Genomic DNA, 24,927 nt, shown 5'->3' with positions numbered 1-24,927 from the left:
GGGCGCCAGGTTTAACCTGCATCAGGGCCGGGGAAGGAGAGCATATTCAGGGTTTCTACCATCGGGCAAGAAGACATGCATCCCTGGGCTACCCGACTTCCTGCCAGTGATGGTTATCCCAACAAATCATGGCTGCCTGAGAAAAAGTATTCAGTAAACTACTGTAATTCCAATGTGTACTTACAAAGCTGCGCTAAAGAACCTGTCATTCCCATTCAGGCATTGTGGCATTTGAGAACAGCTTCGTTCTGTTTCTGCCATCTGCAACATCCACCATCCATATATCCTGACTCCCTAAGCCATCATTCGCGCTATTCACAAAAATTAATTTTGATCCATCAGGAGAAAATCTTGGGTAGAGATCGTTTGTGCCTGCAGGTTTGTTGGCAGATATATCCACCAAGCCAGTTCCATCGATCTTTTTGACAAAGATATGTGCATCAAGCTGTCTACCCTCTGCATTCTCAAACCCAGATACATCATGGCTAAATAAGACTTCTTTTCCGTCGATGGAGAAAGACGGGCTCTCGGTTCTCCCGGCCAGGTTCTCCACCAACAGCTTCCTATTCGTTCCATCGGCATTCATGATGTATATTTCTGAGTCGTTAATGTCAGAGCCGATAGTTTGTGCTACGATCTTATTGCCGCGGTCAGTCCAGTCAACCATCCGGAAGTGCCGGTTTGCAGGCGCTTTGGCTACCAGCGCAAGGCCTGAGCCATCGCGTTCTATCCGGTACAGATGCTCATAATACGCATATAATAGCTGGCCGCCATCCGGAGACCAGGCAAAGCCAATACCCGGGTTATGGTAGCCGGCAATGGGAAGTGTGGTTACCTGCCGCTTTCCGGAGCCATCCCGGTTCATGACGTATATATGAGGTTGCACACTGGCATTTGAGGCATAGGCAATCACGTCCCGCTTCGGATTAAGCACCGGCCACAGTTCCTGATAAAAGGTGGATGTTAGCCTGTAACTGTTCTCTTCGGTTCCGTCAGAGCTGAAAATGTCGAAATTGCCATCTACAGCTCTGGCGAAAAGGAATCGGGTCTCTGGGATAGTTAAAGTAGTAAAACTCCATATCTCCCCGATAGTAGCATTTCCTTCCGGGTCTTGTACCTTTACCTGCCAGAAGTAGGTGGTGTTGTATTTCAGACCTGACGCAACCACACTCGTGTCCCGAATACCCTCTGCCAGGGTTTTTCTTTCTGTTGCCCCGGACTCATAGAGGTATACATCATAGGTGAGGGTGTCTGTGTTTTCAGAGTCTGATCTGCTCCATCTCAGGGTAATATTAACGGGTTGGTTCAGTGTGTCTGTGGCAGGAGAGGGGTCGTCTGGTTGCTTTGGGGCAGTACTGCCTTTTGCTTTCTCCAGTACGATCGTAACAGAAGTCTCTTGTCCGTCTTTCACCGCTACAAGCACCGTCTCTGTTTTATAGCCAGCTTTTTTAGCTGCAATGTTATAATCACCGGCAGGCATGGCAGAGAACACAAAGCTCCCGTCTGTGTCTGTGATTATAGCCGAGCTTGCCGGGCTTGTGGTTAGGCTTACAGCAGCGATGGGGTTGCCTGTCTCGGCGCTTATGACAGTACCGGCCATAGAGCCTTCTCCGCGTGGTTCAATAGTGTCTTCGTTACATGAGGTGAGCAAGAGCACAAACACAAACAGGCGTACTAACTTTAGGGCGGCGGCTGTTCTCAGCATATGCACATGGGTTTAAGCATTTATCACGGATAGTAATATGCTAACATTAAGTTTTTGTTAGCTTTTATCTGATAAGAAAAGTAACCATATATACGAGTGCATATAATATATAAGCCGCCCTTTATATATAGATTAACACTTTATGCCATATATTATTTTTTGCCTGGTGGGGTTACACCACCGTTCTGTATGATTATGCTCATCCCGTTGCCAATTTGCTCCACTTTATATGATTGGGCACCATTCCCTTTTTCTAACTGAATCACCTCATTCTGATTCCCCTGCTGATATATAACATACTGCTTATTGTCTGCTGCTATATCCTGCACGATGCTGTTGCCATGCCCGCGCTGGCCTATGTCGCTCAGGATGTTGTTGCCTTTGATGCTGCCTTCGTAATTGTTCTGGTTTCCCTCCTGCATCAGGTTTACCACATTCCCGGAGCCAATTTGCTGGAGAAAGGCTGCATTGTAGAGGCCGCTTTGGACCACGTTGGAGCTGTTGCCCGTAAGCTGTTGCTTTTTCAGCAGCTTGGCATGCTCTTGTTTTGATATACTATTGCCACTGTAGGAGCCGCCATAATTGATCTGCTTCAGCAGCAGGTCCTCAGCTGTAGTATATTGAGCAACAGCGGGGGATTGGCTTATCCCGAGCAATATGATCAATGTTATATATAATTTCAGGGGAATAGTCGTTTTCATAATAGTTTATATGAATAGGAGTAAGCTCTATCGCATCTTGTAAAGCACCATCAGTGTAGCCAAAGCTATATATAAGCATTTTGGCTACACGAGGTAAACTTAATACCCGCCTGTCTGAGTAACAGTTATGGCGTTGCCGTTGCCACCAATCTGGATCAGGTTGCTCTGGTGGCCGTTGCCCGTTTGGGTGGTGGTGATGGTGTTGTTCGTGCCGCCATCCTGGAACTGGGTGGCGTAGTTGCCATTCCCTCTCTGCTCAATGGTGGCTATGTTGTCAAGTGAATCATACTGGAGCTGTTCGGCTTCATTACCATTCCCTCTCTGGATAATAGTGGCAATGCTGCCCTCAGAACCATAATCATGAAATTGAATTATAGAGTTACGATCCCCTTTTTGTTCGATAGTAGCTGTATTGTCGGATGAAGTGAACTGAAACTGTTTGGCAGTGTTCCTATTTCCTTTTTGTACTATCGTTGCTATGTTGTCTTCTGAATTTAAGACCTGACTCTGGAAAATGGTATTCCCATTCCCGCCCTGTTCAATGGTAGCAATGTTACCTGATGAAGTACCGTTCTGAGCCTGCTGGATATTATTATCAGCCCCTATCTGTTCAATGGTAGCTTTATTTAAAAAAGAGCCTTCGTACTGAAACAGCTTAGCAGAGTTGCCATTCCCTCTCTGCTCTAAGGTGGCTATGTTGTCATGTGAATCCTCAACCTGCCACTTCTCGGCGCTATTATCATTTCCCCTTTGCTCAATGGTGGATGTGTTATCATGTGAATCATTTCCCTGATACTGAGCAGCAATGTTGCCAATCCCTCTCTGTATAATGATGGCTGTGTTATCTTGGGAAGCCTCCCCACCCTCAGGGTCGCCATTCTGAGTTTGGGAGGCGATATTTCCTTCTCCTCTTTGCACTATCAAGGCAGAGTTATTGTCCGAATCGAATTGGGACTGAGTGGCTGCGTTTCGATTTCCAATCTGCTCAACTGTAGCGGTGTTGCCATCTGCACCGTAAAGCTGGTCCTGCAAGGATGCGTTACCGTGCCCACTTTGTTCAACATTAGCCACGTTGCCACCTGCCCCATACCATTGCTGCTGACCGGCTTCATTTCCATTCCCTCTCTGCCGGATTGTAGCTGTATTGTCTTCTGCTGCATCCAGTTGCTGCTGATTGGCCTGGTTCTCATTTCCTGATTGTTCTGTTTTAGCAACATTGCCTGCTGAAAGTGGGCCTCCTTCAGGACTACTTCCCTGAATTTGTTCAGCTGTATTGTTCATACCTGCCTGCCTGATATAGGTAATATTGTTTTCAGCAGTTCCATCCTGGATCTGTTTTGCCTCGTTTTCTCTGCCTTTCTGCACAATTTCTGCCGTATTGCTGATTCCCGCCTGTTGTATAATGGCCATATTCTTCCGCCCCTGCTGCGTCACGGTGGCGGTGCCGTCGGTGCCGGTTTGCTCTACCTGGCTCACGTTGCCCTGCGCCATGGCGGTGCCTGCTGTCAGCAAGGCTACTGCTGTAATGAATACTATTGCTTTCATAGTAGATAATTACTTAAAGGTTAGATGATATATAAAATTAGATGATATATAAAATTGGAGAGCAGAGAGAATAGCTGCTTTCGCTCCACTTGTGCTTAGTGGCCGCCGGTTTGTATAACAGTTGTGGTATTGCCGCTGCCGCCAACCTGGCTCAAGTTGCTCTGGTGGCCGTTGCCCGTTTGGGTGGTGGTGATGGTGTTGTTCGAGCCGCCTTCCTGGAACTGAGTGGCGTAGTTGCCATTCCCTCTCTGCTCAATGGTGGCTATGTTGTCCTGTGAATCAATTTGCTCTTGGCTGGCAGAGTTACTATTCCCTATCTGTTCAATGGTGGGTATGTTGTTATTTGAATAATATATATTTTGTTCCTGAGTAGCAACGTTGCCATTCCCTCTCTGCCGGATTGTAGCTGTATTGTTTTCTCCTCGACCAATTTGCTCTTGGCTGGCAGAGTTACCATTCCCTCTCTGTTCAATGGTGGCTGTGTTGTTTTGTGAATCATCAACCTGAGCCTGATCGGCGTAGTTGCCATTCCCCCTCTGTTTAATAATTGCCATATTGTTAACTGACCAATTACTCTGATCTTGACTGGCACTGTTCCCATTCCCTCTCTGTTCAATGGTGGCTGTGTTGTTTATTGAAATATTTTCCCAGTAATCTTGAGTGGTGAAGTCTGCTTGCTCGATCTGTACCTGCCTGGCCTGGTTTCCCACACCCATTTGCACGATCTCAGCCGTGTTGCTGATGCCCGCCTGCTGTATGATGGCTATGTTCTCCCGCCCTTGCTGAGTCACGGTGGCGGTGCCGTCGGTGCCGGTTTGGTCTACCTGGCTCACGTTGCCCTGCGCCAAGGCAGTGCCTGCTGTCAGCAAGGCTACTGCTGTAATGAATACTGTTGCTTTCATAGTAGATAAATTTGGTAATGTATTTATTGAATAAACATGATAGGTGTCGGCTTATTTTTTGGTTAGTGACCACCATTCTGTATAACAGTGGTAGTATTGCCGCTGCCGCCAACCTGGCTCAGGTTGCTCTGGTGGCCGTTGCCCGTTTGGATGGTGGTGATGGTGTTGTTCGAGCCGCCTTCCTGGAGCTGGGTGGCGTAGTTGCCATTACCCTTCTGAACTATTCTTGCAATGTTGCCCTCTGAAGAAATTTGATTTTGATTGGCTATGTTGCCATCGCCGCTCTGATTTGCAATAGCGATGTTGTCTGCTGAATAGGAATTTATATCCTGTGAAATCTGGGACTGACTGGCAACGTTACCATTTCCTTTCTGGCCTATGGTAGCAGAATTGCCTACTGAGGGGGCTTCTGCTGCCCAGTCTCCCTGGCCTTGGTAGCCAGTGTTGTTATCCCCTTGCTGCTCGATCTCAGCCCTATCAGAAGAGGAAACGATTACCTGTGCTTGCTGGGCAATATTGCCATTCCCGTCTTGTTTTACTGCTGCGCCGTTGTCCCATGAATCAAAGACCTGGGATTGCGAGGCTTCATTGCCATTACCTCTTTGGCTCACAGTGGCACGATTGTCCTGCGAAGAAAGACTCTGGTATTGTCCGGCCATGTTGCCGTTCCCGCTCTGTTCAATGGTGGGCTTGTTTGAATAAGAGTTGTCGAACAGATCCTGCTCAGCCACATTCCCATCGCCTCTTTGCTTGATAGTAACCGCATTGTTTTGTACATGCCACTCCTGCACCTGTGTGGCAGAGTTCCCATGCCCTCTTTGCTCAATCGCAGCTATGTTGTCTGCAACACTATTATCCCCCTGAAACTGTAAAGTGCGGTTTACATTCCCTGCCTGTTCAACGGTCACGCGATTTGAAGAGGAAAAAAGATAGCTCTGATCCTGAGCGGCCGCATTACTATTCCCGCTTTGTTTGATCACAGCTTGGTTTGCATATGAGGCATCCGTCTGATACTGAACAGCTCGGTTACTTCTTCCACTCTGTTGAATAGTGGCCTTATTTCCCTCTGAAGCATAATAATCATCATAGGCAGCCTGAACCTGTCCGGCGCTATTATTTTTTCCTGCCTGCATGATAGAGGCAGCATTGCCTTCCGTAAACTCACCCTGTGTCTGCGTAGCCTGGTTCGACCCGCCCTTCTGCACGATCTCTGCCGTGTTGCTGATTCCCGCCTGTTGTATAAAGTCCGAATTCTCCCGCCCCTGCTGTGTCAGGGAGACGGTGCCGTCAGTGCCAGACTGTTCTACCTGATTTAAGTTGCCTTGTGCCACGGCGTCGGCAGCTGACATTAGTACTACTACCATGATATATACTGTTGTTTTCATAGTATTAAAATACAGGATGTTCAATTCATTGTTTATTATATGCTACGTCTTAGGGCTTTTGTTAATTGGTTTGTACTAGACAGTTTCAATTATTTTTTTAAAACTTAATGGTTTGCTTGAAACAATAGGGATGCAGGGCCTGCTAAGCCAAGAGCAGAAGTGGGGCAGTGAGATAAAGTATGATCATGGTTCTACGAACTCAGGTGCGGTGTTATTTAAACAAGCCAAAGTAATAGGTGACGCCAATCTTCCCTACCCAGTAGTAATCGTTAAAACGGCCGCCGTCTATATCATCCAGGTTGTCATCAAACAGATAATTACTGGATACGCTGGCTTCTATACCTAATCTATCGGTAGCTAAGTATTCTATACCCATACCGCCCTTCACATATGGGAATAGCCTTTTCAGTGCGATTGAGCCAGAAAAGCTATCCTCGACTGAGAGCACGCCACCGCCGCCCTGCAGATATGGCGTATACCTGGTTCTGGGGAACAGACTGTAATTCAGGTTGAGCTCTCCGAATATTACTTTCCTCTCAAAGTTCCGGGCAGTTCCCAATTCTCCTGCACCTAGGCGCGTATCGAAGGCGAAGCTGCCCCGGCCACTGATTCTCAAGCCTGCCTCCGCCATGGGCTTTACCTGCTGCCGGGCCAGGTCGCCGTTATACCTCAGGCCGCCCGCTGCGAGGCTGATGCCGATTACACCGCGCCTGTTGGCTAACAGACGGCCATATATGTCTGTGCGCTTTATATCCTCCCGCTCCTGCATATACTCCCGCACGATAGGCGACTGTATATCCTGCTTATCCCTCAGCGCCCAGTATCCGGCAAATATCCCCTCTATAATGAGGCTTTGTACAGCTTTGTCAATGGCTTCTTTCACCGCTATTTCAGAAGGCTCGTTGTAGGTAAAACCGGTTTCTGCCTCTAGTAGCCGCTTGAACTTCACATACCTGAACACGCCGAAGTCAACGCTTTGGGAAGGGATCGTTTTTGAGGTGTAAACTGTTTTGAGAATTTCGCCGGTGCTGGTTGAGATAGCCCTGAGATAGACCGTGATCTTGTCTTCCCGGTACTGCCCTGAACCACCCGCGCCAAAATACCGAAGGCCGGCACCGCCTGTTACTACGTTGGCGTCGTAGGAAATGATACCGCCTTCCAGAACTACTCCTGCAAATAGCAGGGGCGGCAGCGGGGGTTCCTTTTGGCCTGTGTTAGCCTCGGCTTCGGCCCGCGTAGACCGGATGATTTTCCGCTCGTTTAGCAGGTTGCCCAGGTTTTCGCGCTCAATGGGCGTGAACCAGCCAGAGTCCTCCAGGGACTTTATCAGAATAGTGGTTGCCCCCTGTGTTACGGCTGTAGACCAGTTTGCGCCGGTAACAGATGGTTTGTATTGCCCTGTCTGGTCCCGGAACTTGTAAACAGCCGCCACCACCTTGTGCTGTGGCGGTGGGAGGCTCACCAAATTTAAGTTGCCTGTCGTCGGCACACCCAACCTTGCACCCGATGTTTGCATAGGCTGGTGGAAATAGGGAGCGCAACCAGGTACATATAAAAGCAAAAGGATTGCTACAACTATCAGATATCCATATATAAATTTATACATATGCAGGGCGGTGGGAAAGACGAAGACTCTGTGAACCGATCAGAAGAAAGGGATAGTTACAGTTGTCTGGTTCCCGGTACTGGCGTCAACTATAACGATGTTTACGCCGTCAGAACCCTCCGTAACATCTATCTGGTAGTTGCCGATGGTATAATTTCCAGGCTCCAGGCCATCCTCCCCGAACTGTGACGAAATGAGTTCTCTGGACAACTGGCTTAGGATTTACCTGTTGAGATTGTCTGTGAAATCCTGCAACGGGTCTCTGTCAAATCCTGAGGAAGGTGACTCCGCATCCGGGTCTTTTAGCTTGTCCTGGGCTGTGGCCGAACTCTGCAGCCACAGATAATTAAAGGTGTTGCCGCCAAAGGCCGGATTCTTAGGCTCATATACCATATCCTGTGCCAGGGCACTCCCCGAGACAGCCATATAGGTAAGAAAAGCACCAACTAAAGCGTATAGGTTTGTTTTCATGCGTTCACCGGAGTATGAATCGTGATCAGTACACTTCTTTCTCTTTTCTCCCCTCCGCCTCCAGTTGCCTGTTTAGTTGGTCATTAACCAAGAATTCATAGACAACCGATACGGTATAACCAGACGCCTCCTCTATCAGGTCATGCCGGGGCTGCAGTTGGTATTCTATGACTTCTTCCTCATTCACAATGACTTTAACAAAGGCGCCGTTCCCCATCATGGGCCTTTCTTTTATTAGGATTATATAATCCTTTGCCATCGGAGGCGGCTCCCACTGGCGGTGGAAAGTTTCATAGAAGTCGCGGCCTATTTTCGTGATGGTTTCATCTACAATCAGGCCGTCGATCTCCAGAGCGGCAGAACTTGCAGGATGCTGTTCCAAGGGCATTTCAAGCTTCCTGGCTTCCACAGGTGTAGTGTCTTGCGGTGTTTCTGCTTTTAGGTTTGACTCCTTTTTATAGGGTAGATCTTGGGCCACAGCCACACCACCCCACAAAAAATAACTGGTAGCAGGCACAGCCGCAGAAAGCAAATCTTCCCCAAATACTCCTGCAAATGAACCATCATGCTTCTATGCCTGCTAAATAGATGTTATAATTTATTAAATAAGTTTAATTTATTGGTTGGTTTTTTGTAATGCCATCCCATTTGAATTAACAAACCATGAGATACTGGCAGCCCGGCACAGGTCCAGCCTTTTCCGCGACAACAGTCATAAACTTTAAAAGATCTAAACCAAAGGAATCACCTGCTGGATCAAGAATGCCCGCTGGTGGAACCCAACACTTCCATCGAAATAGACTAAAATCAAAACTTACCGGGAGGCGTCAGAGTGGATACATCTGTCCAGCGACACCTTCTGACGGGACAGCAGCGGAGGATGCCTCGGCGACAGCCCCTGTTGCTCATATGGGTGGCATACGTCATGATGCCTTCCCTGAAGAAGTAACCATAGCCGTGGATATAGGCTGAAGACCGCAGGGAGAAAGGGGGCTATAGTAACAGCCGGGACTGCCGAAATGGTCCAGCGGAACTGTAGTGTAGGGGTTAGATGAGAAAGGGCATATTGCGTGAGCCACCGCTGGGCCTCTGCCTTTGGACCGAGCTATTTCCGAAAGCTATACGGGTCATGGCAGTTAGAGCGAAAAGCTGGCTGATATGTCAGCTTAGTGGTCAGAGGTGTTTTATCATGCCCATGGATTCAAACTGAAAAATTAATGTACTGTGTGAAAGCCGCGAGTTTTTGAAAAGTATAAAGCTATTCGAATTTTGGAGCCAGCCTAGGCCTCCGGTAATGTGTCCAGCATTACCGCAATGTGAACCCTTTCATGGTATAGAGGATGCCCAGTCCTAATGATTGGTTGTACTGAATGTCAGAATCCTGGTCGTTGTCATATATGGCGTTAGCCATCAGGCTCACGTTAATGTAGTCGTTTACTTTGGCGGTTAGCGCAGCGTTGAATAGGTGGTCAATTTGCTTGGCAGACAGCTCCTGGTAGTTAATGTAAGCCATGTAATTGAGCTTAAGATTAACATTGGTCATTATGTCACGGGCATAGCTGGCTTGTATCATCGCAGCCAACCACTCTGATCTGACAGTCTTTCCTTCCGGTACGCCATACCGCTCGTTTTCAGCTACTGCATCATCAGTCAAAAAAGTGAAGCGCGGTGCGAAAGGACTCAGGCGCAGCGAGAAATAAGGATTAGGCTTGTACTCTGCGCCTATTGCAAAAGTCAGAAAGCCAGGTGAGAGGAAATTAGAAATCAGTCGGTCGTTGCCGTCGGCATCTATATCATACTCATACCCCTTCGTGAACTGCGAGAGGAAATTGACAGAAAAAAATGCGTTCCAGTCAGAAGAGATAGCATAACCATACTTTGTATCCAGGTATAGGCGATCGATGCTTTTGCGCTGGTCTTCACCTTTGTTTTTAATAAACCCATATTGCAGTTGTGCCTCGTTGTCCCAGGAAATTTTGCCATTGACATAGTCGGCCCGGGCGTTGAGGTATGTGTTTAGGCCCATAGAGCTGATACCGCCTGCTTTCCAGTTATCGCTGAAAGCCGCCTGGTTTAAGTTCAAACCCGCATCAAATGTTCTCCGCCAGGTTGTATCGGCTTCTGACTGGGCAATAACCATGGCAGAATTTGATAATAGAATTGCCAAGAATATTAAAGTTTTCTTCATCAGATTGGGGGTATGGTTATAGGATCAAAAGACTAAATACAATTTTTTGCGTATTTTGTATTATACGTAAATGGATAATATTTGCAAATATTTGTTATAATTTTATAAAAGAGAAGAGAATTAGGGGTTGTCCTGTTGATTAGGAATAGATCTTGTTGTATCACGCTGCTTGTATTTTACAAACCCATCTGTAGATTTTGCCTCCTACTGCCAGTCCATTGAAAATCGTTGCCCTGCCATCGTTGGCGCTCGTTGCCAGGTGCAGCTAAAGGGTTTGTCTTCGCGCTCCTCTTCCCGGAGTTGGTGAAGCAACAAAGCTTTACCTCGATTTATTTATCAGAATGCTGCCGCTCTGGATGGAAAAGGTGAGCGAATCTGATTACCCGAAATTTTGAGCAATCGGACAGGCATCTGGAACACTAGCTGCCGTAGTATAGATTTTTAAATTACCCGCCATTTGCGGCAATGGGGAAGGCTTGCTTCAACGATGTATTCTACTGATATGATAAGGCGGTAGGACCATCACAATTTTTCAGGTCCCATATATCCATAACATGATGACAACCCGCCTGCTTTTCCTCTTATTGGCTTTGCAAGCCTCAAGGTTTGCTTTTGGCCAATCGTCTAACCCGGTTATCTCTCTCTTCCCGGAAGGAACGGTCTTGCATGCTAATATCCCTTACAACACCGACACTTTAGAAAAGCACCTGTTAGATATTTACCTGCCTCCTAACGCCAATGGAAATGTTCCGCTAGTGGTGTTTATTCACGGTGGGGGGTGGTTGGTCAACGACAAATATGCTGACATCGGGTATATGAAAAATACGCTGGCTGCGATAATCAACAGTGGTTTTGCCATAGCCTCGATAGATTACCGCTTTGCCACACAAGCAATTTTTCCATCGCAAATTCAGGATTGCAACAGGGCGGTTTCTTACCTATATGACAACGTGGAGAAATATGGACTCGATAAAAAACGGTTCGCTTTGATGGGTTTCTCAGCAGGGGGGCATCTGGCTTCGCTGCAGGGGCTATCAAACAACAACAATACCAAGGCATTCTATATGCCTAAATCCTCCCAAAAGTTCTCTTTTAAAGCCGTTGTATATTTTTAAGGACCTTCTGAATTAACGTCTTTGAAAAGCAGTGATGACCCCAAAGCACCCGAAGCTATTTTATTGGGAGCAACGCCGATATCTCGTCCGGATTTAGCCAAAATTGCAAGCCCCGTCACCTATATCGACAAAAACGATCCCCCTTTTTTAATCATACATGGTGAGAAAGATACCATTGTCTGGAACAGGCAGTCAAAGCTATTGAGCGCTTGGTTGACGGTAGCAGGGGTTGAGAATGAATTCATCATTGTGCCCAACGCCCCACACTATGGCAATATGTTCGATGTGGACGCGCTACAAACAAAAGTGATGGGGTTTCTGGAAAAGCATTTGAGATGATTCTAAAACCTGATGCGCCTTAGGCTTCTGAAATGAAGGCATATATCCAGGAGAGGCGGTTTTAATGTCCGCAGGTTCTAAAGGTGGCCTTTGGCTCGGGATATGGGTTTGCCGCACCATCATCTACCTATATATCAAAAGGTTATTCGCAAGCGCAATTCATCATATTAGAGCCCTTTTCACCAGAGCCTTAGAAAGCCTTGCGTATCAACTTCACTAGCTTATCGATGACAGCACCTAACGCCAGACCGGCCAGGCCGCAGGCTGTCGCCTTAACGAACCAGGCAAGGGCGGGAAGGTGGGCCAGCGAATGCTGCAAGTCATCCAGCGCATGGCTCGTGAACGGGATGCCGTGGGCAATGATTTCCGCCCCTACCCACAGCATAGCCGCCGTGCCGACATAGCCGAGAATTTTCAGGAAGTGTGGCATGAAGGTCACGATGCCGCGCCCAAACTTCCGGACCTGCGGGTGTTGGGTTTCTTTGGCCATGTGCAGCCCGATATCATCGGCTTTTACAATCAGCCCCACAAAGCCGTAGACTGCGATTGTGATGAAAACAGCCACCGCCAGCATCACGGCAATCTGAGTCAACAGCACTTTTTCCGCCACGGTGGCGTACGTAATGGCTACGATCTCAGCGGAAAGAATCAGATCCGTGCGGACCGCGCTGCTCACCCGTGTCTTCTCCAGTTCTGCGGGCGTGATGACCTCTGCGTCACCTGACGGGCCGTGACCGGCATCCTCGTCGTGATGCTTGCTAAACATAGAGTGGACTTTTTCATACCCCTCGTAGCAGAGGTAGGCTCCGCCCATCATCAGGATGGGCGTGATGGCCCATGGCGCGAAGAAACCCAGGAGCAGCGCAGCCGGACTCAAGAAGATGAGTTTGTTGATCAGTGACTTCTTCGCGATCCGATAGATGATGGACAACTCGCGTGAGGGATTGAGCCCCACCACATACTTTGGTGTCACGGCGGTGTCGTCGATGACGATGCCCGAAACCTTACCCGTTGTTTTTGCCACCTGCGTGGGCACGTCGTCCAGACTTGCTGCACTAACCTTTACCAGGGCAGACACATCATCCAGTAAAGCGAGAAGTCCTGTAGCCATTATATGTTAAAAATTTTAAGAAGACGCATTTTTGTTTTTTTCCTGAGGCTACCTGACCGCTGGCAGTCCGGGCCCCCAGGAGGCGGATTTGTTCCTGAAAGGCAAATTGGGCATACCTGCCAGGATGCACAGGCGATATTACGAAATAATTTTTAGTTCAGCGGCGGATGTGCTCCCATAAGATAGCATGATACTGGCTCTCCCCGAAATAGGTTGGCACAAATTCGCATCAGAAATAAGAAAGTGCAGGAAAGTAAGGCAAAAGGTCGGGTCTCGCTTTCCCCGTTCAGCATAGGCAGGTGAGGGGCCAGGACGTAAAGTTGCAGGGGTTCTTTATTTGACACCCCTGCCATATATCATATATAGGCAGAATAGAGAAAAAATTTTATATATGTTATGAAATCATATATGCGGGTAGTCCAACAGGTAACAACAAAAGAAATGACGGGATGAACGAGGAATTATATATGCGGAAGTGTATTGAGCTGGCACTTATTGCAAAAAAACGCGGAGACAGTCCTGGAGGAGCGCTGATTGTGCGGAAAGGAAAAATAATTGCGGAGGGCATAGAAGGTGGAAAGACGTTCAGGGATATAACGTATCATTCCGAGATTGAAGCAATAAGACAAGCGACTGAATTTCTCCAGGCAGCAGACCTCTCTGATTGTGAACTGTATACCACCCATGAACCCTGCATCATGTGCTCATATGTTATCCGGCATCATAAAATCAGCCATGTCTTTTTCGGGCTTGCAACAGGCGAAATAGGAGGCATTAGCTCAAAGCTGCCGGTCCTGTCAGAGACCTCCGTTAGAAGATGGGGCAGCCCACCCAAATTAACAGCCGGGGTTTTAGAAAGCGAGTGCCGGATACTACACGAGGAAGGTTGAGAAGTATGGAGACTAAATTAGCTTGGCCTATTTTTTTGTTGTCATCCTGGGAGGATCTTGGTTGCGTGCGGGAACTGCGCTCCATCAATGCTATTATTGTTCGCCCACAAGATCCTTTCAGGATGAAAATATAGAATAGGGTAATTATGTCTTTATACTTCGCCTAATAAACATGAAGTTAAAAAAGGAAAATCCGGCGGGGGGCCTTTGTTGCTGTCTCCTGAAATTTTTGCCCATCGGTCTTTCTTTTCCGTTCAAAGAGAGCATATATAAAATAACAAAATGCTGGATATTGTCATAGAAGCCCGCAAAGCATCCCTGGGGCCGGGGATGGATGTGCGAAGGATTCTTCCTTTCCGCCTTCGGAGGATGGTGGGCCCCTTCATTTTCATGGACCATGCAGGCCCCGTAGAGTTGCGCCCTGACCTGGGGCCATCCATGGATGTGCTGCCCCACCCGCACATAGGCCTGTCCACCGTCAGTTATCTGTTCGGCGGGCAGGTTACGCACCGCGACAGCCTGGGCGTGCAGCAGGTGATTCGGCCGGGTGAGGTGAACTGGATGACGGCCGGCAGCGGGATTGCCCATTCGGAACGTTTCGAGGACCCGGCCGCACTGGCAGGCGGGGCCCTGGAGATGATACAGACCTGGGTGGCCCTCCCGGAGAAAGATGAGGAAGCCACGCCGTCATTCGACAACTACAAGCCCGAGCAACTCCCTATCTTCACCGACACCGGGGTGTGGATGCGGCTGATAGCAGGGGACGCGTTCGGGTTGAAAAATAACGTCAGGACCCACTCCCCATTATTTTATCTGCATGTCCAGCTGGATACGGGAGCGCGTTTCGGACTTCCTATGGAGCACTCTGAGCGGGGCATTTATATAGCCAAAGGTAGCATCGAAGTTTCCGGGAGATCCTATTCTGCGGGGCAGATGCTTGTCTTTGGCAAGGGCGCGGATCCGGTGATACTTGCCAAACAGGCCGCCACCCTGATGCTGCTGGGCGGCGAGCCGCTGGGGGAGCGGTTTATCTGGTGGAATTTTGTCTCCTCCAGAAAGGAGCGCATTGAACAGGCCAAAGCAGACTGGAAGGAAGGCCGTATCCTGTTGCCCCCCTCCGACAACCTGGAATATGTGCCGCTTCCCGAAGACCGTTCCAAACCCGCAGGTGGCCCCGCTCCCCAGGCTCTCTCCTGAGCAGTGCGGATCTGGGCCTCAGCCGCCGCCCATGCTCTGTTTCTAAAAGGCGCCACGCTGTGAAGTCTGCCTGCCGGTAGCAGTCGGCTTATTTAACGAGTTTTCTCCTTGCTTTACCGGGAAAACAATGGAAATTTGCCTTGGTTGCTATGGCTGCAGGCGCTTTTGGGCCAGCAGGACGGGCAACAGCATCAAGAAACTGGATAACGAATGAAAGTTCTGAAATTTGGGGGCAAGTCCCTGAGCAATGGCGGGCCGCTTGAGAGAGCCATTGACATCATCAAAGAAGAGGCTGGCACAGAGGCCATCGCCGTGGTCGTGTCTGCCAGGGGCCAAAGCACCGACCTGCTGCTGGACCTCTACCACAGGGCAGTGGGAGGGAAGGATTTTAGAGAGGGGCTGGAGCACTTTATGGCTTTGCAGCACGTGCAGGGGCTGGAGTCGGATATGGATGCTCACCTCCGGGAGGTGGGGGAGGTACTGCAGGCGCTTCAGTTAATCGGTTTGCAGAGCGACAGGGCCAGGGACAGGATTCTCGCCTATGGAGAAGTGATCAGCGCCCGCACGGTGGCCGCCCTTTTGAGAAGAGAGGGACTGGAGGCCGTGTTCGTGGATGCGCGGGCCTTAATATACACCCACGCCGGCACAGGTGAAACAAGCGTCGATTTTCCCCGCTCAAAGCGCAGCACCCAGGCATTTTTCAATAGACTGGGCCCACGCCAGATACCCGTCATCACCGGTTTTATAGCCTCCGACCCGGAAGGCAGAACCGTGACCCTTGGGCGCAACGGGAGCAACTACACAGCCACCCTGATCGCCAGTTTCATCAGGGCATCGGAAGTGCAGAACTGGACAGACGTGGAAGGTGTCTACACGGCCAGCCCGAAATATGTGAAGAGCGCGCAGCGGATCCCCCACCTGAGCTACCGGGAGGCCAACGAACTGGCAAACTTCGGCGCGAACGTGCTGCACGCCAAGACGATTCTGCCGCTGGTGGAAAGCGGCATACCCCTGAAGATATACAGCAGCTTCGCCCCCGGCCGCCAGGGCACGCTGATTGACGGGGAGGGAGCCGGAAAAGGAATCAAAGCTGTGTCTACCGTCGAGGATGTGTCGCTGGTGAGCATAGAGGGCCGCGGCCTGCTGGGGAAGGTGGGGATTGACGCCCGCATCTTCAACGCCCTGGGTCGCAGGAATATCAGCGTGCGGCTCATCTCGCAGGCATCCTCCGAACGGGGGATAGGGTTTGTGGTCAACAAAGAGGATGCGGCGGCGGCAGAGCAGGCGCTGAGCGCAGAGTTCAGCGCAGAATTGCAGGACGGGGCCATCTCCCATATCCGGGTAAACAGCGATATGGCCATCATCGCCATCGTGGGCCGCCACAACTATGCCCTGGAGAAGGCCATACAGGGCCTGAGGAGAAACAAGGTGTGGATGCACCTGATCAGCAACAGCATCAACGGAGAGCATATATCGCTGGTGATTGAGAACAAGTCGCTGAAGAAGGCCGTGAACGTGGTACACAACCAGGTGTTCGGAGCCATCAAGACCATCAACCTGTTTGCCTTCGGCAAGGGCAACGTCGGGGGCAGGCTGCTGGACCAAATCATGGAAACGGGAGAGGAGGTTGTGCGGCGCAGAAACCTGAAAATCAACATCGTGGGGGTGGCTGACACCATGCGGATGATTTTCAGGGAGGATGGCCTGAACAGCAACTGGCGGGAAGAACTGGCGGAAAGCAGCGAACAGCGCAACCTGGGCGACATCATCGACCACCTGCGGGAGTCGGGGCTCGAGAACATCGTGGTGGCGGACAATACCTCCTCCCAGGAGCTCGCGGAGCAGTATCCGGTGCTGGTGAGCAGCGGGTTCGACATCGTGGCGTCCAACAAGAAAGCCAATTCAATCTCCTACGAGTTTTACCAGAACCTGCGGAACCTCCTGAAGCGCAGGGGCAAGCTTTTTTACTACGAAACCAATGTCGGCGCGGGGTTGCCGCTCATCGACACCATCAAGCACCTGCACAACTCCTCCGACAGGATAGAAAGGATACGGGGCGTGTTCAGCGGCTCGCTGAGTTATATGTTCAACAACTTCTCTATACAGGACAAGCCTTTCTCGGCCATACTGTCGGAGGCCAGGGAACTGGGCCTGACCGAGCCGGACCCGCGAGAGGATTTGAGCGGCATGGACGTGGCCCGGAAGCTGATCATCCTCGCCAGAGAGGTTGGCCTGCAGTCTGAATTGGACGATGTCTCGGTCGAGAACCTGGTGCCGGAAAGCGTCTCCGACGCAAAGGACTATGCGGAGCTATATGCCAGGAAAGATGCGCTGGACGATTACTTTGGGCAGATCAAGAGCCGGCTCGGGGAGGACGAGGTGCTGCGCTACGTCGGTGACCTGGAAGTGGGCAAAAACAAACTGACGGTCTCGCTGGTGAAGGCAAGCAAAAACTCTCCTCTGGGCAACATCAGGAACGCCGACTCTATCTTCGAGCTATATACCGAGAGTTACGGCGCTCAGCCCATCATCATCCAGGGGGCCGGTGCAGGAGCCGAGGTCACGGCAAGGGGCGTTTACTCAGACCTGCTGCGGATGGGTGAGCAGTACTGAGGAGTTGCCTTTCCCCGTTTTGTATTCTGCCACCGTGGCTATATAGTAGGACATTGAACCTGCTATATAGGCTACATTTCTGTCCCAATAAGATGAGCAGGGGGAGAGGGGAACACCTGCAGGAAACGAATTGACTTATATAGAGCCGCAAACTCGGGCTAAGGCAAAAAGCGCCTGCGGAATATTCATCCGCAGGCGCTTTTTGCTGCTGTATATTCGCTGTCTATTTAAACGATTCCCTGGGCAATCATGGCCTCGGCTACTTTCACGAAGCCCCCAATGTTCGCTCCTTTTTCGTAGTTGATATAGCCGTCTTCCTCTTTTCCGTATTTCACGCAAATGCGGTGGATGTCCTTCATGATTTGCCAGAGCCTGCTGTTCACTTCTTCTCTGGTCCAGGAAATGCGCAGGGAGTTCTGAGACATTTCGAGGCCGGACACTGCCACACCGCCAGCGTTTGAGGCCTTGCCGGGCGCATATAGAATTTTGGCTTCTGTGAAGACGTGGATGGCTTCCGGCGTACAAGGCATGTTTGCGCCTTCCGCCACACAGAAGCATCCGTTTTTCACCAGAAGGCGGGCATCCTCCTCGTTCAGTTCGTTTTGGGTGGCGTTGGGGAATGCGACATCGCACTTGATTTTCCAGGGTCGCTCGCCCTCAAAAAACTCGCCGCCGAATTTCTTGGTATATTCCCTAATTCGTCCGCGCTGCTCGTTCTTCAAATCCATCACGTACGCCAGTTTCGCTTCATCAATGCCCTCCGGGTCATATATGAATCCTTCGGAGTCAGACATCGTCACCACCTTCGCGCCTGCCTGCAGGCACCGCTCCACGGTGTATTGGGCAACGTTGCCTGAGCCTGAAATGAGCACCGTCTTCCCTTTCATGGTTTCCCCGCGGGTTTCCAGCATGTCTTCCGCAAAATACACCACCCCGTAGCCGGTGGCCTCCGGGCGTATCACGCTTCCGCCCCAACCCGGGCCTTTGCCGGTCAGCACCCCTGTAAACTCGCCCTTGATGCGCTTATATTGCCCGAACAGGTAGCCGACTTCCCTTCCGCCAACGCCGATGTCGCCGGCAGGCACGTCTATATCGGCACCCACGTGGCGGTATAGCTCCGTCATGAAACTCTGGCAGAACTTCATGATCTCGTTGTCTGATTTTCCCTTGGGGTCGAAGTCGGAGCCTCCCTTGCCGCCGCCCATCGGCAGGCCGGTCAGGCTGTTCTTGAGCACCTGCTCAAACGCCAGGAACTTGAGGATGCTCAGGTTGACGGAGGGGTGGAAGCGAAGACCGCCCTTGTAGGGGCCGATGGCGCTGTTCATCTGAACGCGGAACCCTCTGTTCACCTGTACTTCACCGGCATCGTCCAGCCAGGGTACCCGGAACATAATCACACGCTCCGGTTCCACCATGCGCTCCAGTATTTTCGCCTTTTTGTATCTCGGTGCCTGCTCTAAAAAAGGTATGATGGTTTCCGCCACCTCCTGCACCGATTGCAGGAACTCCGGTTCATTGGAATTTCTCAACTCTACCTTTTCCAGAAACTCTTTTACTTGTCTATTCATATAATGCAGTTATGAATTATTTAAAATCCGGGTTGAAAAAAACGAATTTATAAACGAAACGTCGTTTCGCCTACTAAAAACGCTGAAATTTACGAAGCAGAATCTGTAATTCTTAAATTTTAGCTCCTTATGTAGCAAAAATGTTTGCTGAAGCGTTGTTGAGTGCCGAAAGCTGCCCTTTGATCCTGCCGTCCGGATTACCGCCCGGGCTGCTTTCCTGCCGCTGTGGCAGCGCGGCGCCAATTTGGATAACAATCAGTGATTGAATCTGTGTCAGCCGTCACAATCCTTACTGGCTGTGTTGCTTTTGCGCCGGGCAATGCTTTACTTTGGAATACTTTTAAAAAAACCGTGCTGCCCAAACTCAAATATCGAAGCTCTCTTCCAAAGCCGCTCAGTGGCTTTGTGGCAGCGTCGCATCACGTCACGTTAAGTGATGTGCTGAACGGTTACCGGCTTTATTTTTATACTTCCCCAAAGGACTACATCCGGTAAGACTGGAGCCAAAGGTTTGCTTCTCCGGCTTTCACCGGTATCAAGCTGAGGGCGCGCGCTACATGGTGCCCAACCGCTCCGACTTTTTGCTATTCCTGCTGCCCGTTTTATATATAGCTGCCAGGCAGGGCACCGCTCAGAGTTATCCGCCATCTACAGAAACGAAACAACAGCCGGTACTTTCCAATCTATGCTGTATAGAGAGTGGTCAGGGTGCGTATGACACTTTGGAAGGGTAACACCTTGAAAAATGATTAATTAAACATACATTGAAGAAGATGAACACGATTTATTTAACACAGAGAGATTACCAGCGGCTGCACAGTCTGGTGCTGGCGCAGCGTGAGATAAGCGGTCCACAGGCTGTGGAAGGGCTCAGCAGGGAATTGAAGCGCGCGCGCGTGGTGCCTTCAGAGGAGATTCCTGTGGATGTGGTCACGATGAATTCGCTGGTGAAGCTGAAGGATCTGAAAACTTCTGCTGTGATGGAGATTACCATCGTATACCCCAAAGACGCGGATTTGGCAAACCGCAAGGTTTCTATCCTGGCGCCTGTCGCCACGGCTGTGCTGGGCTGCCGGGTAGGCGACGAAGTAGAGTGGCCTGCGCCGCAAGGCACGGTGAAGTACAAGGTGGAGGAGATCATCTACCAGCCGGAGGCGGCAGGCGACCAGTATCTCTAAACCCGGTCCCGCTTCTGGTCGTGCCAAAATGCTGTCTGCTTAAGTAAGAGGCAGGGACAAAGTATCATATTCTAACACCGATAAATGGGCATCTTTAATTTCTTTACGCAGGGAATCGCGATAGACTTGGGTACGGCGAACTTCCTTGTCATTCACGAAGACAGAATTGTTGTAGACGAACCCTCGATCGTGGCCTTCGACAGGAGATCAGGGAAAGTGCTGGCTGTTGGCCGGAAAGCCATGCAGATGGAAGGGAAGACGCATGAGAACATCCGGATCGTGCGGCCCCTGAAAGACGGGGTGATTGCTGACTTCTACGCTGCCGAGCATATGATCAAAGGCATGCTCCAACTCTTCGACAACGGCAAAAGACGCATTGCGCCCTCTTACAGGATGGTGGTCTGCGTTCCTTCCGGCATCACGGAAGTGGAGAAGCGGGCCATCCGCGACTCAGCGGTGATAGCCGGTGCCAAGGAGGTGTACCTGATACACGAGCCCGTGGCCGCTGCCGTGGGCATTGGCCTGGACGTGCAGGAGCCCACCGGGCATATGATCATCGACATTGGCGGCGGCACCACCGAGATCGCCGTGATAGCCCTGAGCGGCATTGTCTGCGACCAGTCCATCCGGGTGGCGGGCGACAGCTTCGACGCGGAGATTGTACACTATATGCGCCGGAAGCACAACATCCTGATAGGTCAGCAGACCGCTGAGAGAATAAAAATGGAGGTGGGCGCTGCTTTGCCGGAACTGAGGGATCCGCCAGCTGATTTCTCCATCAGGGGCCGCGACCTGATGACCGGGCTTCCCAAGCAGGTGAAGGTGTCTTACACCGAGGTGGCGCACTGCCTGGACAGATCGCTCGCCAAGATAGAGGATGCCATCCTGAAGACGCTCGAGATCACGCCTCCGGAGCTCTCGGCAGACATCCACCAGGAAGGCATATACCTCACCGGCGGCGGCGCACTGCTTCGGGGCCTTGACAGAAGAATTGCCTCCAAAACCAAGCTTCCGACTCATGTGGTGGAGGACCCGCTTCGGGCGGTGGTGCGGGGCACCGGCATTGCACTGAAGAACATCGGGCACTTCAGGTTCCTGATGCGCTGACCGCTGGCTCTGGTTTGCGGGGGGAGCCGCTGCACGTTCGGGCGCTCTCTCCGGCTAACACCTATACATGGCCTATATATAGCATACATGCAGGGCGCACTTCCAGCCAAAGCGCCCTGACGCGCAACAGGAAGCTAAGGCAGTATTTCCAGGGTTTTTACCTGCCCTCCGGTTTGTGCAGCCTTACCTCGATCTGTCCGGCATTTACCCGCACGTCAAAACTGGGTTGCGGCTCAGTAGCCGGACCGCTCTGAACACTGCCGTCTTTTAAAGAGAAAACGGAGCCGTGCCAGGGGCATTGCACGCTGCCGTCGTCCAGCAGCCTGCCTTCGGAGAGTGGCCCGCCCAGATGGGAACAGGTATGCGCTATGGCAAAAATCTCCCCATTCTTACGGGCCAGCAATACCGGCACTTCACCCGCTTCTACGCGGCGCATCGTGTTCTCGGCCAACTCATTCTCCGGCAACACCGCCACAAATTCTTTCGGGTACGTGTCGGCTGTGGCGGTATGGTCCACCCCAACCTGTTTGCCATATACCAGGTGCCCCCCAAGGTACGCGGAGGCGCTGACCACACCGTAGCCGAGCATCGAGAGGCCGATGGCCGTTCCGCGGGTAGCCTTGCGCCTGCGCAAAACCAGCGAGGTGGCGTAAAGCGCAGTGGCGCCCACGTTCAGCAACGCGTGCATCAAGCCTATTTTACTTCGTACACCGGTCGTTCCGGACCAGTCGGTGAGGCCGGTGACCGCCGCACCCATGGCCCCTGCGAGCCCAACGCTGACGGCGGCATCCGCACCAGGGGCGTACTTTTCCTCCCCAAGCAACTCCAGGCCGTCCAGCACGGCGGCAGTTGTCCAGGCTCCAATCGGGATATCCGTGATAACCGGGTGCAGCGGGTGGCCGAGCCAGGTCCCGTGCAGGAAGTTCTTGATTTCACGGCCTGCCTCGCCGCCCGCCTCAAATGCCTCTAAAACGGCGGGGCGTATGGCATCGGCAGCCTCCCCAAGCCAGCTTTGCTGCGCAATGCGGTCAATTGTTGTGTTCTGGTCCATTTTCTTTCCTTATTGTTGGCATGATGATTAAGCAGGTAAATAAGGCATGTGTTTCAGCAAGAAGACATTGTTGAAAAGCTGCCGGAGGGCACCACTGCCCCTGCAGTTCTCAACGCGTTAACGTGCGGCGGGTTTCGCAGGGCAGGCGAGGAGCACCAACGGCCCTAACACAATCCAGCCCCGTCTCCCGGAAACGCTCCACTTGTTTCCTCAAGCAGGGATATAGCCAAGCCTGGCTTTGAGAATCGAAGAAGCGAACCTTGCAGCCGGGCTTAGGTAGCCTTGCCCGCAGCCTGCCTTGCTCTGTACTCGCCGGGCGAGACGCCGTAGTGCTTCTTGAACAGCTTGTTCAGGTGGCTTCCGTCGGTAAAGCCGAATTCGTGGGTGATCTGAGAGATGCTCATCTCACTTGTCAGCAGGCGGCTTTCTATCATCTTCAGCCTGTAGCGCTGTATATAGTGCTGCAACGTTTCGCCGGTCTCTTTCTTGAAGTAAATGCCCAGGTAGTTAAGTGAAAGGTGAAACCGCTCCACCAGCCGTTCTTTGCGCAGGGCGTCGGGTTCAAAAATGTGCTGGCCTATATAGAGCATGATATCCTCCACCAGCCTCGATCGCTTTGTTTTCGCTTTTTCATCCAGGTTCTGGCGCACCATGTTCCGGGCCAGTATGCCGAGCATTGCCTTCATCAAGCCGTTCATGATGATCTCATTTGAGTTCCCCTGCCGGTTGCCGTACTCATACAGCAGCACGGTAAGCAGCCGGTCGAGCTGCTCTTTCTCGCCGGCCTCCGTCACGATGGTGCCGTTGCGCTGGTAGGGCGAGCTCAGGATAAACTCGATGGTGCGCTGCCACTCCGGCACCCGGGGCATGGCTGGCTCTTTTATATATACCTCCGTGAAGCGGATATAGCAGAAAGTGGTGTGCTCCCGGATCTCGAAATAGTGGTAGTCTTCGGGGCCTAGCAGGAACACGTCGCCCGCCGTGTACAGCAGGACGCTGCCGTTAATGACGTGCAGGCCGCACCCGCTCCTGATAAAGATAATCTCGAAGTAGCTGTGCCTGTGTACGGGGTGCTGCCAGGCATCCGTGTCGAACAGGTATATATTGAAGGGTTCGTACTGTATATAGCGCTTCATCACATGAAAGTACAAAGTACAGGGTGCATCTACCACAGATCAATAGATATTTACAACGCGCCCGCCCAACCGCCACGCTACTTTTGCATGACTCCCCCGCCTGAATTCTGAAGAAAGAGAGCGGGTGTCGCGGCTTGCAGAGGCAGGCCCTCCCGGTGCTTAAACACAACCATACTCATATATGAAAAACGCATTTAAAGTTTTGGCGGCCCTGGCGGCCTGCGCCTTTGCCTGGTATAGCCTGAGTTCCTTTTTGACGAAAGAGGAGTGGGTGCCCCTGCTTGACGGCGAGATGTCGCAGTGGGAGGTGTACCTGAGCTACCGCCACCAGAATAGCTATAACGGGGATTTGCCCAAAAACGAGGACGGAAGTCTGATTAAACCCATCGGGTATAACCGGGATACGGCCGGAGTTTTCTCTATGGTACAGGAGAACGGCGAGCCGGTGCTGAAAGTCAGCGGCGAGGTATATGGCTGCGTCTTCACGAAGCAGGAGTTTGAGAATTACCACCTGAAGCTGAAGGTGCGGTGGGGCGACAAGAAGTGGGTGCCGCGGATGGACAAGCTAAAGGACTCCGGCGTGCTGTACCACTCCATCGGGGAGAGCGGGGTGGACTACTGGCGGGCATGGATGCTCTCGCAGGAGTTCCAGATAATGGAGGGGCATATGGGCGACTACTGGACAATTGCCAACTCAGCCATGGATGTGCGCGCCTATATACCGGAAGGGGATATGAACACGGTGGCCAGCACCCGGCAGCCGTTCCTGCCGCTTGGCGCGGGCACAGACCTCAGCGGTTTCTGCCTGCGCAGCGCGGACCACGAAAGCCCGGACGGGGAGTGGACAGAGATAGAGCTGATATGTTTTGAAGACAAGAGCCTCCACATTGTGAACGGGCAAGTCGTGATGGTGCTCCGGAACTCCCGCTACGTAGAAAACGGAGAGTCCAAACCCCTCACGAAAGGAAGGTTGCAGCTGCAGAGCGAGGCTGCCGAAGTGTATTACAAAGACATCAGAATCAAAAGCCTGGAGGCGCTGCCGGGCAAATACACTGCTTATTTCAACTGATAGGAAGTGATTGGATAGGGGGCGATGATGCAGTAATGGGGCAGCACCGA

18 protein-coding genes and 2 pseudogenes are annotated in these 24,927 nt (G+C 51.4%); 7 read left to right on the top strand and 13 right to left on the bottom strand.

What is annotated here, in order from left to right; genetic code table 11:
* Positions 1-205 precede the first annotated feature (205 nt).
* The 9 genes and pseudogenes from GSQ62_RS03665 to GSQ62_RS03625 all read right to left on the bottom strand — a co-directional run bounded on the left by GSQ62_RS03665 (position 206) and on the right by GSQ62_RS03625 (position 10,503).
* A complete protein-coding gene (locus GSQ62_RS03665; protein ID WP_161888251.1) occupies positions 206-1,705 on the bottom strand; it encodes a carboxypeptidase regulatory-like domain-containing protein in 1,500 nt (499 codons plus the stop codon).
* 152 nt (positions 1,706-1,857) lie between these two features.
* Positions 1,858-2,406, bottom strand: coding sequence for a hypothetical protein (locus GSQ62_RS03660; RefSeq protein ID WP_161888250.1), 549 nt, complete (start codon positions 2,404-2,406; stop codon positions 1,858-1,860).
* A gap of 99 nt (positions 2,407-2,505) precedes the next feature.
* Positions 2,506-3,951 carry a hypothetical protein gene (locus GSQ62_RS03655; protein ID WP_161888249.1) on the bottom strand — a complete coding sequence of 482 codons (1,446 nt, stop codon included), beginning with the start codon at positions 3,949-3,951 and terminating at the stop codon, positions 2,506-2,508.
* A 95-nt stretch (positions 3,952-4,046) separates the two neighbouring features.
* Entirely contained in the window at positions 4,047-4,853 is an 807-nt protein-coding gene (locus tag GSQ62_RS03650) for a hypothetical protein (protein WP_161891304.1), read from the bottom strand.
* A gap of 62 nt (positions 4,854-4,915) precedes the next feature.
* Positions 4,916-6,238, bottom strand: coding sequence for a hypothetical protein (locus GSQ62_RS03645; RefSeq protein WP_161888248.1), 1,323 nt, complete (start codon positions 6,236-6,238; stop codon positions 4,916-4,918).
* A 211-nt stretch (positions 6,239-6,449) separates the two neighbouring features.
* Positions 6,450-7,754 (bottom strand): CsgG/HfaB family protein, encoded by a 1,305-nt coding sequence (locus GSQ62_RS03640; protein WP_237586956.1) that lies wholly within the window; start codon positions 7,752-7,754, stop codon positions 6,450-6,452.
* A gap of 129 nt (positions 7,755-7,883) precedes the next feature.
* A pseudogene (locus tag GSQ62_RS03635) lies at positions 7,884-8,270 on the bottom strand (curli production assembly/transport component CsgF).
* A 70-nt stretch (positions 8,271-8,340) separates the two neighbouring features.
* Positions 8,341-8,697 carry a CsgE family curli-type amyloid fiber assembly protein gene (locus GSQ62_RS03630; RefSeq protein ID WP_161888246.1) on the bottom strand — a complete coding sequence of 119 codons (357 nt, stop codon included), beginning with the start codon at positions 8,695-8,697 and terminating at the stop codon, positions 8,341-8,343.
* A gap of 924 nt (positions 8,698-9,621) precedes the next feature.
* Entirely contained in the window at positions 9,622-10,503 is an 882-nt protein-coding gene (locus GSQ62_RS03625; RefSeq protein WP_161888245.1) for a DUF3078 domain-containing protein, read from the bottom strand.
* Positions 10,504-11,057: 554 nt separating this feature from the next.
* Here GSQ62_RS03625 and GSQ62_RS21025 point away from each other — a divergent pair.
* Positions 11,058-11,957, top strand: a pseudogene (locus tag GSQ62_RS21025) (alpha/beta hydrolase fold domain-containing protein).
* A gap of 190 nt (positions 11,958-12,147) precedes the next feature.
* On the opposite strand, the gene GSQ62_RS03615 reads toward GSQ62_RS21025, so the two are convergent.
* Positions 12,148-13,068 carry a DUF808 domain-containing protein gene (locus GSQ62_RS03615; RefSeq protein WP_161888244.1) on the bottom strand — a complete coding sequence of 307 codons (921 nt, stop codon included), beginning with the start codon at positions 13,066-13,068 and terminating at the stop codon, positions 12,148-12,150.
* Between the two features lie 449 nt (positions 13,069-13,517).
* On the opposite strand from GSQ62_RS03615, the gene GSQ62_RS03610 reads away from it, so the two are divergent.
* The 3 genes from GSQ62_RS03610 to thrA all read left to right on the top strand — a co-directional run bounded on the left by GSQ62_RS03610 (position 13,518) and on the right by thrA (position 17,768).
* On the top strand, positions 13,518-13,958 hold the full coding sequence (locus GSQ62_RS03610) for a nucleoside deaminase (RefSeq protein WP_161888243.1): 441 nt from the start codon (positions 13,518-13,520) through the stop codon (positions 13,956-13,958).
* Between the two features lie 282 nt (positions 13,959-14,240).
* The gene (locus GSQ62_RS03605; protein WP_161888242.1) at positions 14,241-15,155 is read left to right on the top strand and encodes a pirin family protein; all 915 of its coding nucleotides are present in this window, start codon (positions 14,241-14,243) and stop codon (positions 15,153-15,155) included.
* 210 nt (positions 15,156-15,365) lie between these two features.
* Positions 15,366-17,768 (top strand): bifunctional aspartate kinase/homoserine dehydrogenase I, encoded by a 2,403-nt coding sequence (gene thrA / locus GSQ62_RS03600; protein ID WP_161888241.1) that lies wholly within the window; start codon positions 15,366-15,368, stop codon positions 17,766-17,768.
* Between the two features lie 227 nt (positions 17,769-17,995).
* Here thrA and gdhA read toward each other — a convergent pair whose 3' ends face one another.
* On the bottom strand, positions 17,996-19,336 hold the full coding sequence (gene gdhA, locus GSQ62_RS03595; protein ID WP_161888240.1) for an NADP-specific glutamate dehydrogenase: 1,341 nt from the start codon (positions 19,334-19,336) through the stop codon (positions 17,996-17,998).
* Between the two features lie 773 nt (positions 19,337-20,109).
* Here gdhA and rnk point away from each other — a divergent pair.
* Both rnk and GSQ62_RS03585 read left to right on the top strand, forming a co-directional pair.
* Positions 20,110-20,514: a nucleoside diphosphate kinase regulator gene (gene rnk, locus GSQ62_RS03590; RefSeq protein ID WP_161888239.1), complete on the top strand. Its 405-nt coding sequence runs from the start codon at positions 20,110-20,112 to the stop codon at positions 20,512-20,514.
* Between the two features lie 84 nt (positions 20,515-20,598).
* Entirely contained in the window at positions 20,599-21,621 is a 1,023-nt protein-coding gene (locus GSQ62_RS03585; protein WP_161888238.1) for a rod shape-determining protein, read from the top strand.
* Between the two features lie 157 nt (positions 21,622-21,778).
* On the opposite strand, the gene GSQ62_RS03580 is transcribed toward GSQ62_RS03585, so the two are convergent.
* Both GSQ62_RS03580 and GSQ62_RS03575 read right to left on the bottom strand, forming a co-directional pair.
* The gene (locus GSQ62_RS03580) at positions 21,779-22,672 is read right to left on the bottom strand and encodes a Rieske 2Fe-2S domain-containing protein (protein ID WP_161888237.1); all 894 of its coding nucleotides are present in this window, start codon (positions 22,670-22,672) and stop codon (positions 21,779-21,781) included.
* Positions 22,673-22,944: 272 nt separating this feature from the next.
* Positions 22,945-23,808, bottom strand: a complete 864-nt coding sequence (locus GSQ62_RS03575; protein ID WP_161888236.1) for an AraC family transcriptional regulator — start codon at positions 23,806-23,808, stop codon at positions 22,945-22,947.
* A 181-nt stretch (positions 23,809-23,989) separates the two neighbouring features.
* On the opposite strand from GSQ62_RS03575, the gene GSQ62_RS03570 reads away from it, so the two are divergent.
* Positions 23,990-24,877 (top strand): 3-keto-disaccharide hydrolase, encoded by an 888-nt coding sequence (locus tag GSQ62_RS03570; RefSeq protein WP_161888235.1) that lies wholly within the window; start codon positions 23,990-23,992, stop codon positions 24,875-24,877.
* The last annotated feature ends 50 nt before the right edge of the window (positions 24,878-24,927 follow it).

Origin of the sequence: Pontibacter russatus (assembly GCF_009931655.1) — a bacterium.
Taxonomy (GTDB): Bacteria; Bacteroidota; Bacteroidia; order Cytophagales; family Hymenobacteraceae; genus Pontibacter; species Pontibacter russatus.
This window is presented reverse-complemented; position numbering and strand designations above follow the sequence as displayed.